The following is a 19715-nucleotide window of genomic DNA, read 5'->3' as shown; positions in this document are numbered from 1 at the left end:
AGGATTGTGCAGGAAAAAGGGATACAGATGACACTATTTGAATATTTTCAGGACGCAGAATGCTTCAGCCTTAAAGAAGCAGTGGCTTGTGTAGAACAGGTAAAAGAGGTAAAAGAACCCAGTATCCGGGCAAGAATTTATGAGGGAATAGAAAAGGGGCTTTTTTCCAGGATAGCCAAAGGAGTCTATACGGTTACCAAAGAACAGGACGGAGAAGAGGTAACTTGTATGCTGGTTCAGGGAAATGGAAGGGATTTGAGCTTTTTAAAAGATAACAGTATAGATGCCATTATTACAGACCATGCTTATGACCTGAAAAAAAGCCTGAAAGGGGGAAACCGGGATTTTGCCGCCTATGAATGTTTTCAATATACGCAGGAAGACTTTGATGAAAAATACCGGGTGTTGAAAAAAGGGTGTTTTCTGGTAGAGTTCATGCCGGAAGAAAATGGGGAAAATTATGAACACCTCTATCAGATGAAAAAAATGGCGAAAGAAGCAGGACTTGAATATTATGCAAAAGTCGCCTGGAAAAAAGGAAATTTCGTTGCCAATACGGGAAGAAAATCTAAAAATACGGAAGAGATTGCATTTTTTACGAAAGGAAAAGCCAGGAATTTACGCCCAGATGCGAAAAAGGATAAGGCGGAGCCAGGAATATCCCACTATATGTCAGGCGCCAGGGGAATGCTTCCAACGGTCTTTGACATTGAACCGCCAGGGAAAAACTCCCGTATTCATCAGGCAGAAAAACCAGTGCAACTTTTGCAGCAGATCCTTGGATTTGTAACAGAAGAAAAGGAGTGGGTACTGGATCAGTTTGCAGGTTCGTTTTCCCTGGGGGAAGCAGCACTTTTAAATGAACGGAATGCAATCTGCATTGAAATTAATGAAGAATATTTTGAAAAGGGAAAAGAAAGGCTTCTGTCTGCAAAGAGCAGGAGCCGGTAAGAAGGGAGGATATGTAAATGGAACAGGAAGAAAAACTCAGCCTGGATTTTGGCAATGGGGAGATCTATGAGGTCTGGCTGGAAGTTGCAACTTATCCGGCTGATAAAAACATCAAAGTTTGTGTGTTTACGGAAAAAGAGGAAGAGATATGGAAACTTTTTGAATTGACCACAGATATGGGAATTCCGCTGGAAAAGAACCAGACCTTTTTGCTCCCAGGCTATGATCTGGAGCAGATCGTAGAATTTGTCAAAAAAAACGGGCTTGGACAGTTAAAAGAAGAAATTTGCTGTTCTGGTTGTATGGAATATCCACTGTTTGAATTTCAGGAAGAAACTTTAAAGAAATTAGACCCGGAGGGATATGCAGCCTATGAGCAGGCATACCAGGAACGGGGAGAAGTAAAAAATCCAGAATTTCAAAAGGAAATCAAAACAGCAGATTTTCAATGGGCGTATGGAACCGAAGAACTGGCATTGCGGGTAGATTATTACGCAATGAACCAGAACCTTTATGTGGAACTGTATAGTAAGGAAGATGGGGCGTGGGAACCGTTTTCAGATTTGACCGTAAACCTTCCCGGATATTGCCTGGAACCTGGAACTGCCTGTATCAGCGGTGATTTTAGTAAGGAAAATATCCAATTTATTCAGGAGCATGGACTGGGAACTTTGCTTCCCTGGAAGGCACAATCCGGTATGGGGCAGTACGCGGTGGTGAAATTTCATCTGGAGGAGCTGCGTAAGTTTGACCAGGCTGGGGTTGCCGCCTTTTGCAATCAACATGGATTACAGAAAACCATGCAGGAAGAGCGAAGACAGAGCAGATAAAAAACAGATACAGGAGGTTATGTATGGAGATTGAATTAAGTGAGGACCTACAGCATTATAAAGAATCCCTGGTTCTAGGACTTACAGCAAAACAGTTTTTGTTTTCGGCATTGGCATTGGGCGTAGGAACTGGGATTGTCCTGCTTTTGTATGAAAAAATCGGGATTACTTTGAGCTGTTATGTGGCAACCCCTTTTGTTGTACCTCTGGCACTGACTGGGTTTTATAACTATCATGGGCTGACATTCTGGCAGTTTGCAGGGAAGATGATTTATTTTTCCTTTTTTAACCGCCCTTTGGTGTATGGCTCTACGGAATCGGTGCAGGAACTGAAACAGATTTATATGGAAACCCGTCAGGAAGAAGAACGGGAAGTACAGCAAAGGAAAAAGGAACAGAAAAAAGAGAAGAAAGGTGGTGATGTCAACGTGGTGAAAAAGAAGGCAATCCGTATGGGAATCGTAACGGTAGTGATGATTGTACTTGGTGCGGCAGCAGCGGTGTGGTATAAGATGTACCGTTGACCAGAATATTCAATCAAGGCGTGAAATAGCGCCTGCTCTCCATTTCAGGAGAGGGATACACAGACATGTAGCGGCAGATGGAAGCTGCTGTGTTTGTGGTCCCATCTGCCTGAAAGGAGGAAATTAGAGATTGTCAATTTTTTCAGATAAGTTTGACCAGTTAAAAAAAGCAGATAAAGCAGTAAAATCCCCGAAATATCTTCAGGAAGTCATGGGGATTGGGAGAATTGCAGAAAATGGCATTTTTGAAGTAGGGAAGGGGATATATTCCAAGACATATCGTTTTTTGGATATTAACTATGTAACCGCAGGTGCAGAAGAACAGATGCGGATTTTAAAGCAGTATTGTAAGACGGTAAATGCCATTGATGTATATTTTCTTATTACCATTTTTAATCGGAATAAAAATATGCAGGATTTCCGGGAGCATGTACTTTTCCAGGAAAAAGGAGATGGTTTTAACTGGCTGCGTGGAAGTTATAACCAGATTATTGAAAAGCGCATTGTAGATGGAAGGCAGGGGATTGAGCAGGAAAAACTGCTGACTGTATGTGTAGAACGGAAATCCTACGAACAGGCAAAAGCATTTTTTGCCACTTTTGAAGCTACCTTAAAACAGAACTTTGGAGAACTTGGTTCCTGCATTGAAGAATTAAATGCAGAAGAGCGGCTGCGGGTACTTTTCAATTTTTACCGTATAGGGGAAGAAGAACAATTCTCCTTTGATTTCAGACAGGCGTTAAAAAAGGGCGGTGATCCTAAAAATGATATTTCACCAGGGTATATGCAGTTTTACCCAGGTTATTTTGAAACGGAACGGAAAAAATGCAGGGCATTATTCATTAAAAAATATCCGTCTTCTTTATCGGATACCTTTTTAAATGAGATTACCAGTCTTCCGGTTCATAGCATCACTACAATCTGCATTGTACCAGTACCAAAAGAACTGGCAAATAAGGTTCTTCAGAAGAAATATCTGGGCATTGAAAATGATATTTTAAAGCAGCAGAGAGTCCGTAATAAAAATAACGACTTTTCCAGTGACATTTCTCATATCAAGAAAGTCCAGAAGGAGAAGATTGTAAATCTTATGGACGACGTGCGGGAAAATGACCAGAACCTGTTTTATACAGGGGTTAATTTCCTGATCATGGCAGAGGACAAGAAGGAGCTAGACAGTGTAACCGAAACCATTAAAAATATCGGCAATGGACGCATGTGCCAGATTGAAACCCACTATTATCAGCAGAGGGAAGCTATGAATACCATACTTCCAGTGGGAAACCGGCAGATCAGCACAATGCGGACCATGCTCACAAGGGATATTGCAGCCCTTCTTCCCTTTAATGTACAGGAATTAAACGAAAAGTCCGGCGTCTGCTATGGCATTAACCAGGTTTCTCATAACCTTTGCATTGGAAACCGGAAAAAACTGGCAAATGGAAATGGAATGGTATTCGGTGTCCCCGGCTCCGGAAAATCCTATTTCAGTAAGTCGGAAATGCTGCAGGTGTTCTTAGGAACAGATGATGATATTATCTGTATCGATCCGACACTGGAATATTTTGATATTGCAGAAGCCCTGGGAAACCAGGCGGCAATCATTAACCTGTCTACCTATACAAAGAATTACATCAATCCTTTGGAGATGGATGTCTGGGCGCTGGATTTAAACGATTCCCAGGGATATATCCGAGATAAAGGAGAATTTATGCTGGGGCTGTGTGAACAATGTTACGGGGATAATCTAAACAGCCGCCATAAATCCATTATAGACCGTTGTGTACGAAAGCTGTATATCGACATTGCAAAGGCAAGGGAAAAGCATATCCCTACCATGTCAGAATTTTATGAGTTATTGTTGGAGCAGCCAGAAGAAGAGGCAAAGGACATTGCTTTATCGTTGGAGCTGTTTGTAAATGGCTCTTTAAATATTTTCAATAACCATACCAATGTGAATGTACAGGCAAGGTTCATTGTCTATGGTACCAGGGACCTGGGGAAAGAGCTGGGAGCCATTTCCACTCTGGTCATGCTGGAAAATATCAGTGCCAGGATTGCAGAAAACGCAAAGAAAGGAAGGGCAACCTGGCTTTATATAGATGAGTTCCATACGGTTCTTGACCGGGAGTATAGTGCGAAATTTTTGTTCAGCCTCTGGAAAAAAGTGAGGAAGCAAGGGGGACTATGCACAGGAATCACCCAAAATTTGGTTGATATGCTGCAGAACTATACAGCCATGACCATGCTGGGGAACAGTGAGTTTATTGCCCTGTTAAAGCAGTCCAATGTAGACAGTCAGGAATTATCCACTGCAGCAGGAATTCCAGAAGCACAATTAAAATATGTAGATAATTCTCCTTCCGGTACGGGGATCATTAAGTATGGAAATACCTGTATTCCATTTGATAACCGTATGGAAAAAGAAGCCAATCCGCTGTATGCGCTTTTCAATACCAACCTTCACGAAAAGGCGTTGCAGACAAAGCAGGAGTAATGTAATCTGAAAGGAACTTTTTCTTTTATCTGTAAAGGAAAAGGTATGACAGACGAGAAAAAATTAGGCAACAGCAAAAATTATAAGTCGGTAAAGTAGAAAAAGGATAGGACAAAAAGAGTGCAGTTCTTTTATCAGGCACTCTTTTTGTATATCATGGGAAAGGTGGCAGAATGGCTGAAACATATCAAATAGAAATGAATTTAGAACAGTTGGAAAGACTTTTAAAAAATCTGCCGGAGGGAATTATGCTGGAGATTTGTTTTGGAAAGGAAGAACATGGAGAAGACACATAAAATAGATGTGGTAAGTATACGCCTGGTGGAAGAACCTCCTCTATACAGTAGTAAAGAATTAAAAAATCCCTGTGATGTGGCAGAACTCTTTCAGGATTTTTTAAAAGATTGTGACCGGGAAATGTTCTGTATTTTAAACCTTCGGACAAAAAACCAGGTTATTAATGTCAACGTAGTAGGTATGGGAACGTTAAATAGTGTACTGGTTCACCCAAGAGAAGTATTCAAATCTGCGATTTTATCCAATGCCAGCAGTATCATTTTGGCACATAACCACCCTTCCGGTGATCCAGAACCAAGCAGGCATGATATAGAAGTGACAAAGCGATTGGCAGAAGCCGGCAATCTTATGGGGATTGAGGTGTTGGATCATATCGTGGTGGCTGAGAACCGGTATTTTAGTTTCAGGGAAGAAAACATACTACCAGAATACTTTCAAATGGAAGAAGTAGCAGCAGAGCAATCTCTTCCTTATGTAAAGAGTGAGAAAGAGAAGGTACATTAATTATTGCAACAGTGAAATACATTGACTGGTTTTGACAGAACATGTATAATAAAATAAGAAACAGAAAATAAAAGTAGCTAAATAGACAAATATCGTCAAAGTGTAAACATAAAATTCTTGACGAACAGGTTGTATTATGCTATAATCCCAAATCTTGAAGGAGTATACATGGCAAAGAAAAAAGTTTATGCTGTAAAAAAGGGTAAGCAAACCGGTTTGTTTTATTCATGGAATGAGTGTAAAGAGTCGGTAAGTGGATATCCGGGAGCAGAGTATAAAGGTTTTGAAACAGAAGAGGAAGCGAAAAACTATTTAGAGAATAGGATACAAGAAATTAAAAAAGTAGATATAGAAGAGAACACAACAAACCAGTTAGTTGTATATGTAGATGGTAGTTTTGATGAGAAAATAGGAAAATATGCTTTTGGGTGTATTATTCTTACACCAAGAGGAGAAACTATTAGAGAATCAGGAAATGGAAATGAACCGGACTCTTTAGCAATTAGAAATGTTGCTGGTGAAATGCTTGGTGCTATGTATGCAGTACAATGGGCAATTAAGAATGGTTATCATAACTTAGAACTTCGTTATGATTATGAAGGAATTGAAAAGTGGGCTCAAGGAGAATGGAAGGCAAAGAATACACTTACTCAGAAATATGCAAATTTTATGAAGAGTAAATCAGATATTCTAAAAATTTCTTATCAAAAGGTAAAAGCTCATTCTGGAGATCATTATAATGAAGAAGCAGATAAATTAGCCAAAGCTGCTTTAACAGAAGGTAATGGGATTCCTAAAGTTAAAAGAGGCGATTTTTGGTTTACAGTTGAGGGAATTTCAGATGAAGATTTGTCAACAGTTATAGCACTTGCTGTTGATGAAATTGGAAAAGACAATCTAATTATAGATGAAAAAAAGATTGCTCATGGAAAAGCAGTTTCTTTAAAATGTAACAAAAGTAAAGATAGAGTAGTTGTGACACATTATCAAAAGCATAATAAAGTAGTAATGCAAGGAAGACCAGAAGTGTTATTTTCTACTATTATTGGATATATTACTGAATTAATAGAAGTAGAAGAAATTCCTAAAATTTTTAATGACACATATAATCTTAACATAGATAAAGACGAGGTTCGCTCTGAATTTCAGTTTTATATGCCAAATGCTTATGATAAGCTACCGTCTAAGAAAATGGAAAGATCTCTTCATCAGGCTGTGTATAATTTAAAGGTCACAGATGATATGTTTGATGGAACATATTTGGCTCAGCCGGCAATTCGTGTTGTAGAAGCACAATTAAAAATAGCATTAATAGAATGTGGTATTATACCAAATGCGCAGTACATCAAAGAAAATCATTTTGATATGTTTGATAAAATAGGTGTAAAATATAAGCTGAAACCAGAGAGATATGGAAATGCAAAGCCTGAGCAGGTAAAGTATATTGGAAATATTTATACGTTTTATAACAGCAATCGCCATCCAATAGAACATTGGGATGACCCTACAGCACCAATTGATACTACAAAGATGCTGGATATAAAAGGTGCTCATGATTTGATTAAAAGAGCATTGGCGATTATTGATGAATATTATGAAGTGATTTAGAAATTAGGAGAAAGGAGTAAGTTAGATGAATAACTTTGATATGATTGTGATAAGTGAAGAAAAAGAAAATATTCTTGTGGTTATGAAGACTAGCGAGCCTCCTTTTGATTACCTTGCAGAGATTGAGGCTTCGCTAAGGGAAAAACACTATATCGGTGTAGTAATGATTGATGAATTGCTACATAGTGGGAATACGGAAGAACGGTTCATTCAGGGATACTTTGATGGTGCCCGGTTTGACAGTGGGCAATTTGCCTTTGAGCTTGTTCCGAAAAAGAGCAAATTAAGGGAACCTGTTTGTTTTTACTTGCATCAAGACAGGGAAAGCCTTGAATATTCTATTTTAACGACCAGACAGCAGAAGCTGATTGAGCATGGCTGTATCATTTAAAAAGAAAATAAGAAGTAACACAAAGAGCATTATCGCTAAAAACGGTAGTGCTTTTTTTGTGCATAAAAAGGAGGTATTGCTACGTGGAAAAAGGTGAGATGGGCGAGAATGCCACCGGACGTTTGACAACGTATTATGTGGCAGAATGTATGGAATTTAACCGCTATGGAGAATACAGGGAGGATATCCACAGTGCAGAAGAGGCAGTAAAGATCTATCAGAGTATTCCTTCTGAAAGGTTGAATGCAGGAAAAGGAATTGGGCTTCATGTGGAGGAAGAAGATGGTATTCCATTGGAATTTTCCCTGGTTTATAACGGGGAGTTGGATGTGGATCTTTTGAGAGATATCTATGATCAAAACCAATACCCAGAGGTTTTTATAGCTGCCAGGGAACTGAGTGCTTATCTTCCGGAAACAAAAGTCATTGATACCAAAGGGCTTTTAACAGAGAAAACCTTGGAGGCTACTGTTTTTGCAGATGAAATGATAAAACTGGAAAAAAATCTTGACCCTGATTTTTACCATACCTTTTATCCGAAAGAAGCAGAACATAAGGAAGCTATTATATGGAAAGCCTTATGTCAAGACGGAAAAGAGGAATACAGCAGGTGGCTGGGAAGCAAGATATTTGAGCAGAAATCAGAGTTGAAAGAACAGGCAGACAAGCTAAAGACAACACTGGAACAGGTAAAACTTATTCCGCCGGTGGACTTGAAACCCTTTGTGTATGTGCGGATCAGTGAACACCCGGACATTCCATTGGAAGAAGCCATGCCATTAAATCAAGCGGTAGAATTGTTCGGAAAGCTGGATCGGCAGGCAGTGGAAGAGAAAGATATGGCAGGTTATTACAAAACACATTTTGAAATCTGTTTTCTCTCAGAGGGGGAAGTCATGTCTTATACCGGGCGCCAGGATTTTGGTGACGGGGAAGGAAATCTGCTGGATCATGTAAAAGCATTTGCAGATTATTATCTCCATACAGAAGAAGGGCAGCAGCTTATGAAACAGACCGCCAGGACAACAGAAGAATGGGAACATGAACAACAGCAAATGAGATGGGTACTGGAGGAGATGCTTCCTACCCTTCAGTATTTCTGCAACCTGGAAAAACTGGAAACAGCGGTTCTGGAAGAACAGGAAATAGAAAAGAAAGTCCCTTTACTGACGCAGGGGGACGCATCACGAAAAGCATATCAGGAAGCCATGCTTGCCTATATCCGGGAAAGCAGGATTGCATTAAATACAGGGAAGGAGCTGCCTTGTATGCCGGATATCCGGGATTTTGCAACTGCCTGTCCGGATAAATCATACAAAGAACAGGTTATGGAAGAGATACGACAGGAAGCAGAGTCATACGGTATGACCGTAGAAGCGTATGCAGCAAATGGATATGAGCCGCCAAAAAGGGGCGGCAGATAAAATTAGGAAAGGAGGCGGAGTTTTGGCCATGTAAAAGATATCTTCCCTCCTGAAAAAAATTGGATTTAGAAAAAACAGCAATAGAACGTATCCGCACTGCCAGCCAGATGTCCCTGCAACATTATGGGCTTCCTTTGGTAGTGACGGACAGTGGAGGAAAAGACAGCGCCGTATGCAGGGAACTGGTACGGCGTTCCGGCGTGCCATTTGAACTGATGCACAACCTGACTACTGCAGATGCCCCACAGACTATTTATTATGTGAGGGAACAGTTTCAGAAGGCAGAACAGGCCGGTATAACTTGTAGTATCAATAAACCTTACTATAAAGGGCAGCGGATAACTATGTGGAGCCTGATCCCCATGAAAATGATCCCTCCTACCAGGACTATCCGGTATTGTTGTGAGGTTCTAAAAGAAAATGGTGGGGCTGGGCGTTTTATCACCACAGGTGTCCGGTGGGCAGAAAGCCGAAAGCGGAGGAAAAACAGGGGGATTTATGAAAACTTTGTCCCAAATGGAAAAAAACGTGCCATTATTTTAAATAATGATAATGATGATACCAGGCGACTCTTTGAATCATGCCTGTCAAGGGGCAAACACGTATGCAATCCCATTGTTGACTGGAGTGACCAGCAGGTCTGGGAGTATATCCAGGCAGAGAAAATACCCATGAACCCTCTTTACGAAATGGGATTTCACCGGGTTGGCTGTGTAGGCTGTCCTATGGCAGGAAAACAAAGATACCGGGAGTTCCGCATCTTCCCGACCTATGAGAGGGCTTACCGGCGGGCTTTTGCTAAAATGCTGGAGTTAAGGAAAGCTGCAGGAAGGCAGTGCAATTCCCGCTTATGGTCAGATGTAGATGCTTTTTTCCGTTGGTGGATGGAAGATCCTGGTATCCCCGGACAGTATGAATTGTCCTTTCATGAAGATACCAATGAGATTTATTATGACTATTTGTAGTGGAAGGGAGGAGGAATTATCGCAAAATATCAATTATCTTTTGGACTGCAGTATGAAGCCTGGATGCTGGAAATCCGTATTCCGGACTGGCTGGAGTTTCCTTCTAAGGAGCAGGCACTAAAATATGGTGAGCAAGCTGAGGTTTCCGTTTTCTTAAAAGCGGAAGCTATTTTTTTGCTCTTTGATGGCAGTAAGGAGAAGATTTTACCGCAGCAGACGGAACTTTATCAGTTTTCCTACCTGAAAGAAAAGACTTATGACAGACTGGGACCGCCACTTTCCCCGGAAGACATAGACCATTTGGTAGAAGTGGGGGAATTGGAGCAGGTGCTGTTCAGTGAAAAATATATCCTGACAGAAGATGATTACCAGGAATTTTCCGGAAACCTTATGGAAGCCTTTCAGGAATTGGAAAAGGAGTACGGTCCACCACCCAGAGAAAAGGAACAGGGGTATCTGTTTCAGGCGCTCTGGTATCAGGCAGAAGAATTAAACCCCGGAGAGGGGGACTGCTTTGGAGATTAAGGTAAAAAAAGAAAAAGAGCCGGAGCTGAAATTAAAAAAAGAAGCCCAGGTGACGGTGCATAAGAAAAATCCTATTTTATCTGCAAAGGAAAAGAAAGCTGCTTTTACCTCTAAGCCGGTGGCCGATCTTTTAGGGCAGAGAAAGAAAAAAGAAGGGGCAGAAAAAGGGAAACAGCCGGAGCAGGGCAGAGAAGCGCTGTTTGAAAAACAAAAGGAAAAGAAAAAGCAAGCCGGGAAAGAGGCAGCAATCCGGGGAGCAGCAGAAGATAGAAAACAAAATGGAAAGGCCAAAAGCACCGTATCTGTACCGGGAACCTTACAGCCGGATCAGATGAAACAGGGGGTAGCACCAAACAGTCAGCCCTCTGCTGGTTTCCAGGCGAAGGAACAGTATCGGAGGGAACAGGCTGCAAAGCTGGCGGAAACAAAAAAATCTTCCCTGGCGAAGCAGACTGCCATAAAAGGGGTACGCCGGGGAGAGGCTGCTATATTGACCCAGTTAGAGGGCGGGGAGGAAGTCAATGATTCCCTTTATGTCATGGGGACAGCAACAAAACCGGCAGAAAAGATGTGGAAGGATCGGAATTATAGAAAGGCAGAGCAGGAATTAAAGGTAAAACAGGCAGATGGGAAGATCACCAATAAGCAGTTTTACAGACAAACAAAAGCAGTGAAAAAGAAACAGATGGAGAAACAGAAAAAACAGGCAGTCCGGCAGAGAAAAATCCAGTATATGATCAATAAGCTCACCGGAAATGGGCAGCAGGACAGTTTGGCACAGGTGGCAAAAGATATTGTAAAGATGAAAGCCTCTGTGTTTATGCTGAAGGTGGTCCAGTTTGCCGGGGCGCTTTTGGCTCCGCTGTTCAGTATTCTTCTTGTGGTGGCAATCCCTGTAGTGATTATCTTTTTCCTCTTATACTGTTCGCCACTTGGTGCGTTCATGCCAAATCCGTCTGAGGAGAACCCTACCGTCCGAGAAGTTTTAAGCGGTTACTACATGGACTTTAATACAAAACTTGGACAAAATGGGGAAGATGGGGCAGTTACCTATCTCCATGAGAAAAACGGGAATTATGTGAGTAATTACTATGATACTTTAATGGTTTATATGGTGAAGTATGGAACCGGGGATATAGGTGTGGATATGGATCAGCGGCATAAGGACAAGCTGAAGGAAATCTTTGATGAAATGAACAGTTTTGAAAACACGACCATAACCACTACCATAAAGGCAGGGGAAAGCCTGGGAAATGTTGTCACCAGCGGTTATTGCCAGTGCAGTATCTGTTGTGGACAGTGGGCAGGAGGACCTACAGCCTCCGGTGTCATGCCAAAACCGGACCATACCATTGCAGTAGATGCACAAAACCCCTTTGTCCCTATGGGAACCAGGATCATTATGAACGGGATTGAATATACCGTAGAAGATACCGGAGCATTTGACCGGTATGGGGTACAATTTGATGTTTTCTGTGCAGATCATGCAACTGCGTCTGCCTGGGGACATCAGACTTTTGAAGCGTTTCTGGCAGATGGGGACGAAAATGAGATTACGGTAACAAAGAAGGGCTGCTACGTCAAGAACCTGAATTATGAGGACTATATTGCACTTGGAAAGCTGACCGAAAAAGAAGAAGAACTTTTAAGGGAAGTCATGAGTGAGGAATTCCGAAATGAGATCCCTTCCTTTGGCGTAGGAAGTGACGTTGCAAATCTGGCACTGACGAAGGTAGGCTGCAAATACAGTCAGGAACACCGGTATGAGGAAGGATATTATGATTGCAGTTCCCTGGTACAGCGGTTGTATCAGGAGGTAGGCATTTCCCTTCCGGCGATTGCCTCTACCCAGGGAGAATTTATGGTAACACATGGGTTGGAAGTTACAGAAGGCGAACTGGAGCCGGGAGATCTGATTTTTTACTCTTATGAGCAGAATGGGCAGTTCCGCAATATTTCCCATGTGGCAATTTATGTTGGTAATGGCAGAATGGTACATGCAGCCAACAGCAGACGTGGAGTAGTGAATGACCCGTTCAATCCGTCGAACATTGGGCTGTATGGAAGACCCAGCCGCTTGCAGTAAGAAAGGAGAAGCATGGACGAAAAAGAATATGAAGTGACCATAACAGAAGTCCTGGAGAAAAAAGTAAGATACCGGGGCAGGAATGAACTGGAGGCAACTGCAAAAGCAGAAGCAGATTATTATGCAGAAAAAATCGTGCTGGGGGCAGATGATTTTTCCTATCGTGATATTTCTGCAAAAGAACTGGTACCTGTAAAAGAAAGAAGGAACAGCAGATGAAGCATATCACAAAAGTACGGGAACTGTATGAGGAAACCATACACTGGATTTCAGAGTCGGAGGATTCCTGGAAAAATTTCCTTTCCTGCATGGGGCGTTTGTATCAGTTGGACTTCTTAAATACCTGTATGGTATATGCCCAGCGCCCAGATGCGTCCGTTCTTGCAGGATATGATGCCTGGCTGGAAATGGATTTGCCGGTTGCCAGAGGAAGTAAAGGAATTGCAGTATTTCCTTCCAAAATTTTCGGGGAAGGAGTTACCCATGTTTATGATATTCAAGATGTAAAGGGACAGGGAATCCGGCCCTGGAACTGGCAGGTGAATGGGACAAACCGCAGACTGCTGGCAAGGGAGCTGTTCCCGGAAATCTACGAACAGGAAAAAAAGTTTAAAAATTCTTTAGACGCCTTTACAAGAACAAATGTTTGGTTTATGATAGAAGAGGAAGATGAAATTTTAAAATCCTTGCAGAAGCTGGCTGTCCTTATCGGAGAGGGACAGGAGGTAAAAGAAAACCAGATTACAGAGTTTCTTGTAAACAGTGTCTGTTATGCGGTGAAAAGCCGCTGCGGTATCCGAGATGACACCCTGGATTTTTCTTTTATCTGCGGTTTTTCAGAGAATGAGGAGGTTCTGTACCGGACAGGACGGTTAGTATCCCATTTATCTGGGCGGATTGTGTTACAGATTGCAAGGACCATGAAGAACATAGACCTTGAAAGGAGGCAGTATTATGGAAGGAATCGCAGGAATCCAGTACAGGGAAATGAATGGCGTACAGATACCAGTCTTAGAGGGCGTGATGAGCGAGGAGAAGATGCTGGCGTCCCTGAACCGTTACGGCAGGATCGCAGCACAGGAAATGAAGAGAACGGACCAGGCACAATACGAAATGATGCTCCTGTCCGGGAAACTGATGGAGCGGCTTATGAAAATCCAGACAGAAGCGGAGGAATACCACGAGAAACTGGCAGAAAGTTTTCTGAAGACCTGGACCAGGGAGGACAGGATAGACCCTTACAACACGTTGGAAATGACCAACCTTCGGATACAGGCGGATATGGAAGCACAGAAACAGGTTATGGAGGAGATCATTCAGCTCAGGATCGGATAAAACAGGAAAAAACAGAAGAGGATACAGAGAAAGGAACTGCTTCGGCGGTTCCTTTTCTGTCTGGGGAGATAGAACCTGCACAGCCGGAAAACTGGCAGAAAGAGAAAATTCTTCTGGAAATGACGGAGCAGGAGATACCATATAAAATTTATGAGTTTTACCGGAACAATCCAGAGGAAACAGACCGGGAAGCTTATCTTTATGAATTGTATGGAGATGTAAAAAGAGAAGCCCATACAAAAGACGGTATCCTGACCGCAGAAAGCGGTTCCAGTGGTTTTTATATCCTTTGGAGTGAGGGAACTTCCATGAAGGAGGCGTTCTGGTACTGGGACGAAGTTTCTTTGGAAATTGGGAAACGGATTGAAAAAGGGACCTATCTTCCTTTGTTATCTGTATCGGAGGAAGCCTTAGAAAATGGGGAAGAAACAGAGGAAGAAACCTTACAGCCAGAGAAAGTGCAGGAAGTGATTGAGGAAAAGGAACCAATCCCATTAGAAGAGATTGGCATAGCCTTTTATAAACAGAATATCCAGGCGGATATTTTAAAGAAAATGCTCTGTCTGGTCTATACGACCAATCAGCTACCGGAAGAAAAAGACCATTTTTTGAAGATGCTTTTGCTTCGGGAAGTACCGGAAGGCCAGCCTTATTATCTGGTGCGGACAGAACATGGAAGCTATGAGCTTTGTATTCAGGAAAATGGGATTAAGATCACCCTGCCGGAAAGCCAAGATTTTCTGCAGGAACTTTCCTGGGATCAGTTTGGCGGGCTTACTGCACATCTGGCAGAGGAGGACCAGATTGCCTATACCGAAGATTCAGAAACCTTAGAGCAGCAGGAGAATATGTACCGTCTGCTTCCCTGGTTTCCGGCATTATGGGAAGAATATAGCGAAATTCTTAAAAAGGAAGAGCTTTGGCAGGAAGGAAGAACCTCTGTCCAGACAGAAGGCAAGGAAGAAGCCGGAGATTATTATTACCCAGAAGGGTGGTTGCAGTTTACCGGTGGGGATAAAAGCCGGTATCAGAAAAATATCCGGGCAATCCGTATCTTAAAAACACTGGAGCAGGAAGAGAGAAATGCCACAAAAGAAGAACAGGAAATTCTTGCGGGGTATGTAGGGTGGGGCGGGCTGCCAAATGCTTTTAACAGTAAACGCCCGGAGTGGAAAAAAGAATATCAGGAATTGAAGGAACTGTTGACCGCAGAAGAATACGCCCAGGCAAGGGCCAGTGTCAACAGTTCTTTTTATACGCCGCCGGAAGTCGTGCGGGGTGTTTATAAAGCCCTGGAGCAGTTTGGATTCCAGAAGGGAAAAATTCTGGAACCGGCTATGGGGATTGGAAACTTTTTTCATGGTCTTCCGGAAAGTATGCAAAAATCCCAGCTTTATGGCGTGGAGATTGATGCCATAAGCGGAAGGATTGCACAAAAGCTCCACCCTTCAGCCAGTATCCAGATTAAAGGATTTGAAAAAACGGAATTTGAGGATAACAGCTTTGATGTAATTGTAGGAAACGTGCCTTTTGGGGATTTCCGTTTGTATGATCCCCGATATAAAAAGATGAAGTTGAAAGTCCATGATTATTTTATCCGGAAAAGCATGGACCTCCTTCGGCCAGGAGGCATTTTGGCAGTGGTAACTTCAAAAGGGACGTTGGATAAAAATGACAGCGCTGTGAGAAAAAATTTGGCAGAACAGGCAGACCTTTTAGGGGCAGTCCGGCTTCCGGCAGATTCTTTTGGAAAGAGCGCCAATACCGCAGTTACCAGTGACCTTTTGTTTTTTCAGAAAAAAGCAGAGCCTTCGATTGGGGAGCCAATCTGGACTTATACAGGGCTTACGGAAGACATGGTACCGGTAAATGAGTATTATCTGGAACACCCGGAAATGATGCTTGGGAAAATGGTCTGGTTTGAACAGTTTTTCGGGAAAGATTCCAAATATACAGCCCTGGTCAATGAAGCGGAAGACTTTGACCTGGAAAAAAGAATTTTGGACGCAGTTGGAGAGCTTCCTAAAAACTGTTATGAAGAAAGCATAGCAGAAAAAAAGAAGGAAGAGCAGGACGTCTTAGCTGCTTCCCCAAAGATACCTAATTATACGTTTACGGTGATACAGGACGAAGTATATTACCGGGAAGGGGAGTCTTTATACCGGAGTCAGGCAAAGGAAAGTGTGAAGCGCCGGATACGTGCCATGCATAAAATCCGCCTTCTGGTGCGTGAAATTTTACAGATACAGCAGGAAAATTGTTCTGACCAGGAACTGAAAAAGGCACAGGAACAGTTAAACCGTTTGTATGATGCCTTTGTGAAAACGCATGGATATTTCTGTGACCGGACAAATAAAATGGCGTTCCGGCAGGACAATGATTACCCCCTGCTATCTTCCCTGGAAGTGGTTGATGAGGACAAAAACGTAACCAAAGCCGATATTTTTTACAAAAGGACCATACGCCCCAGAGATGTGATAGACAAAGTGGAAAATGCCCAGGAAGCATTGCATATCAGTCTGTCAGAATATAACCGGGTGGATATTCCCTATATGCTCTCTCTTTATCTGGGAAACAGGAAAGAAATGCTCCAGGAATTAAAAGGGTTAATCTACCAGAACCCGGTACTGGCAAAAGAAGAAGATCCCAATGCAGGGTGGGAAACCGCAGATGAGTATTTAAGCGGAAATGTGCGGCAGAAGCTCCGTACTGCTAGGATTTATGCGCAGAACAATCCCTTGTTTGTAGACAACGTGGAAGCACTGGAAAAGGTACAGCCAAAAGAACTGACAGCGCCTGAGATCAGTGTAAAACTGGGAACAACCTGGATTGAAAATGAGGATTACGAACAGTTTATATATGAGCTTTTGGAAATCCCGGAGAGCAACCAGAGAAACTATTGCGCTCATAGTGGCCATGCCCTCAAGATTGAGCGCTTAGATGCAGATATGTCTTACCATATTGACAGGGGAAATTTTTTTGGAGGAACCATTCGTACCAGGGAAACCTATGGCACAAGATTTATGGATGCGATCAGCATTATAGAGGAACTGTTAAACAGCCGGATTGTGACCATACGGGACCGGGTGCAGGAAGGGGAAAAGGTGCGTTATGTGATTAATCGGAAGGAAACCATGCTTGCCAGGGATAAGGCGGAGCAGATAAAAGAAGCCTTCCGGGACTGGATTTTTAAGGAACCAGAGCGCAGAAAAAAATATGTGGATTTTTACAATGAAACCTTTAACTGCGACAGACAACGAAGCTATGATGGCTCTTATTTAAAACTGCCGGGACTGAACCCTTTGTTAAAACTGCGTCCTTATCAGAAAAATGCTGTAGCAAGGGCATTGCTGTGTGGAGGGAACACCTTGCTTGCCCATACGGTAGGCACTGGTAAATCTCTGGAAATGATCTGTATCTGTATGGAGATGAGGAGGCTGGGGCTGGCAACGAAACCCCTTCTTACGGTTCCCAACCACCTGACCTTCCAGATGGGGGCAGAATTTTTGCGGGCCTACCCAGATGCGAAGATCCTGATTACCAGAAAAGAAGATTTTCAGAAGGAAAACCGCAGGCGCATGATTGCCAGAATGGCAACAGGGGATTATGACTGTATTATTATCGGACATACGCAGTTCCAGAGAATTGCCATTTCCCCTGACCGGCAAAGAGCCATGATAGAAGAACAGGCAGAGCAACTGGTAGAAGCCATTAACCAGGCAAGGGAAGAAGCAGGAAAGAACTGGTCCATAAAGCAGATGGAAAGCAGAAAGAAAAAACTGTTGCAGAAAATCGAAGAACTGAACAATGAAGAAATCAAAGATGATGTGATGTACTTTGAAGAAACAGGCGTAGATGCCTTATTTGTAGACGAAGCGCACCTGTTCAAGAACTTGGAAATTTTTACGAAAATGAACAATGTTGCGGGTCTGGGTTCCAGCGGTTCCCAGAGGGCTATGGATATGCGTATGAAAATCCAGTATATCAACGAAAAAAATCAGGGAAGGGGCGTCATTATGGCAACGGGAACCCCTCTGTCAAACTCAATGGTGGAACTTTATGTGATGCAGTTATATCTGCAGGAAAGGCGGCTTCACGAAAAGGGGATTTACCATTTTGATGCATGGGCTTCTGTGTTTGGGGAAGTTACCAGCTCTTTGGAACTGGCACCGGAAGGTACTGGTTACCGGATGCGGACCAGGTTTAATAAGTTTATCAATCTGCCGGAACTGATACACCTGTTTAAAGAAATAGCAGACATTATTCTGCCTGATATGCTAGATATTAAGCGGCCAGAATTAAAGGACGGAAAATATAAGGTTGTAGTATCGGAAGCCTCTGATTATGTCAAAGAACGTATGCAGGAAATGGTGGAAAGGGCAGAAGCAATCCATAGAGGTGTGGTAGATCCAAAGGACGACAATATGCTCCGGATTACCGGGGAAGCAAGGCTTTTGGGTACAGATCCCCGGCTTTTGGACAGTTATGCTCCGGTAGATTCGGATTCCAAACTGAATAAAGCAGTAGAAAACATTTACCAGGAATATGTACAGTCCCAGGAACAGAAAGGAACCCAGATTGTTTTTTCGGATATTGGGACACCCGGACCTGGGAAAGCGTTTACCGTCTATGATTATTTAAAACAGGAACTGATTACCAGAGGTGTTCCAGAGGAAGAAATCTGTTTTATCCATGATGCAAAAACAGATGAACAGAGGGACCGTATGTTTTCCGATGTCAGAGCCGGAAGGAAACGGATTATTATAGGAAGTACCGAAAAACTGGGAGTAGGAACCAATATCCAGACCAGAATGGTGGCGGCACATCATATCGACTGCCCCTGGAAACCCTCTGATATTGAACAGCGGGAAGGGCGTATTATCCGCCAGGGGAATGAAAATGAGGAAGTCAATATTTACCGCTATGTAACAAAGGGTTCTTTTGATGCTTATTTATGGGGCATTGTAGAAACAAAACAGCGGTTTATCAGCCAGGTATTTACCAGCCGGGAACTGGCAAGGATCTGTGAGGATATAGATGAAACCGTACTAAACTTTGCAGAGATTAAAGCGGTAGCTTCTGAAAATCCCCTGATTATGGAAAAAATACAAGTAGATAATGAAGTGGCACGTCTGAGAATTTTAAAAGCTGCACATGAAGGGAAACGGTTTGCTTTGCAGGATGCGGTTACGTTCCAGTACCCGAAAAGGATACAAAGTCTGGAGAAAGAACTGCAATCGCTTCAAATGGATTTGGACCGTAGGAACCAGGCTATGGAAGTACAGCCGGGGTTTGCAATCACGCTGCAGGGAAAAGTCTATGAGAAGCATAAAGAAGCAGGGGAAGTCCTGCGTGGGATTATAGAAGGTGTGACAGCTTTTACCAGGCACGAAGTCGGTATGTATAAGGGATTTCAGGTATTTGTCCAAAAGGATATGATGGAGCCGGTATTGTTCCTTCAGGGAGAGAAGGAATATAGTGTGGAGTTAAAAAGCAGTGACTCCGGCAATATGGTCCGTATGGAAAACCGCTTGAATGCCCTTGATAAAGCAGTAGAAGATGTTCAAAAAGAAATTAAGACCTGTGAAAATGAGATAAAAAATGCAAAGCAGGAATATGCAAAGCCTTTCCCGTATGAGGAGCTTTTAAAAGAAAACATTACCCGGCAGATGGAGATTGATGCAGAACTGGAAATCAAGGACCAGGAGGAGTGTGTGGAAGTGCAGGAGGAAACCAAAAATCTTCCATGCCAGACAGCGGTTCGGTAAAGAAAAGTAG

Annotated in this window: 14 protein-coding genes; all 14 read left to right on the top strand. The window is 42.7% G+C overall.

Annotated elements, in window-relative coordinates; all coding sequences use genetic code 11:
* Positions 1-6: 6 nt before the first annotated feature.
* Positions 7-951: a DNA-methyltransferase gene (locus AC6I5B_RS15125; RefSeq protein WP_287643034.1), complete on the top strand. Its 945-nt coding sequence runs from the start codon at positions 7-9 to the stop codon at positions 949-951.
* Positions 952-968: 17 nt separating this feature from the next.
* Entirely contained in the window at positions 969-1781 is an 813-nt protein-coding gene (locus AC6I5B_RS15120; protein ID WP_195956098.1) for a DUF4313 domain-containing protein, read from the top strand.
* Positions 1782-1804: 23 nt separating this feature from the next.
* A complete protein-coding gene (locus AC6I5B_RS15115; RefSeq protein ID WP_055056111.1) occupies positions 1805-2305 on the top strand; it encodes a PrgI family protein in 501 nt (166 codons plus the stop codon).
* 130 nt (positions 2306-2435) lie between these two features.
* Positions 2436-4802 (top strand): VirB4-like conjugal transfer ATPase, CD1110 family, encoded by a 2367-nt coding sequence (locus AC6I5B_RS15110; protein WP_195956097.1) that lies wholly within the window; start codon positions 2436-2438, stop codon positions 4800-4802.
* Between the two features lie 173 nt (positions 4803-4975).
* Complete coding sequence (locus tag AC6I5B_RS15105) at positions 4976-5098, top strand: hypothetical protein (RefSeq protein ID WP_255610470.1); 123 nt, start codon at positions 4976-4978, stop codon at positions 5096-5098.
* On the top strand, positions 5082-5603 hold the full coding sequence (locus AC6I5B_RS15100) for a JAB domain-containing protein (protein WP_055173282.1): 522 nt from the start codon (positions 5082-5084) through the stop codon (positions 5601-5603). Before AC6I5B_RS15105 ends, AC6I5B_RS15100 begins: the two co-directional genes overlap by 17 nt.
* Before the next feature lie 168 nt (positions 5604-5771).
* On the top strand, positions 5772-7211 hold the full coding sequence (locus tag AC6I5B_RS15095) for a ribonuclease H1 domain-containing protein (RefSeq protein ID WP_021650937.1): 1440 nt from the start codon (positions 5772-5774) through the stop codon (positions 7209-7211).
* A 25-nt stretch (positions 7212-7236) separates the two neighbouring features.
* The gene (locus AC6I5B_RS15090) at positions 7237-7602 is read left to right on the top strand and encodes a type II toxin-antitoxin system RnlB family antitoxin (protein WP_021650936.1); all 366 of its coding nucleotides are present in this window, start codon (positions 7237-7239) and stop codon (positions 7600-7602) included.
* 83 nt (positions 7603-7685) lie between these two features.
* Entirely contained in the window at positions 7686-9026 is a 1341-nt protein-coding gene (locus tag AC6I5B_RS15085) for an LPD25 domain-containing protein (protein WP_117467690.1), read from the top strand.
* A 107-nt stretch (positions 9027-9133) separates the two neighbouring features.
* Complete coding sequence (locus tag AC6I5B_RS15080) at positions 9134-9991, top strand: phosphoadenosine phosphosulfate reductase family protein (protein WP_173725036.1); 858 nt, start codon at positions 9134-9136, stop codon at positions 9989-9991.
* Positions 9992-10054: 63 nt separating this feature from the next.
* Entirely contained in the window at positions 10055-10516 is a 462-nt protein-coding gene (locus AC6I5B_RS15075) for a hypothetical protein (protein WP_025577477.1), read from the top strand.
* Positions 10506-12602: a C40 family peptidase gene (locus AC6I5B_RS15070; RefSeq protein WP_118340002.1), complete on the top strand. Its 2097-nt coding sequence runs from the start codon at positions 10506-10508 to the stop codon at positions 12600-12602. The genes AC6I5B_RS15075 and AC6I5B_RS15070 overlap by 11 nt, the downstream gene beginning before the upstream one ends.
* A gap of 12 nt (positions 12603-12614) precedes the next feature.
* Positions 12615-12821, top strand: a complete 207-nt coding sequence (locus tag AC6I5B_RS15065; protein ID WP_055056107.1) for a DpnD/PcfM family protein — start codon at positions 12615-12617, stop codon at positions 12819-12821.
* A complete protein-coding gene (locus AC6I5B_RS15060; protein WP_287643036.1) occupies positions 12818-19705 on the top strand; it encodes a helicase-like domain-containing protein in 6888 nt (2295 codons plus the stop codon). The genes AC6I5B_RS15065 and AC6I5B_RS15060 overlap by 4 nt, the downstream gene beginning before the upstream one ends.
* Positions 19706-19715 lie beyond the last annotated feature (10 nt).

The sequence above is a fragment of the Faecalimonas nexilis genome (assembly GCF_059731825.1).
This window is presented reverse-complemented; position numbering and strand designations above follow the sequence as displayed.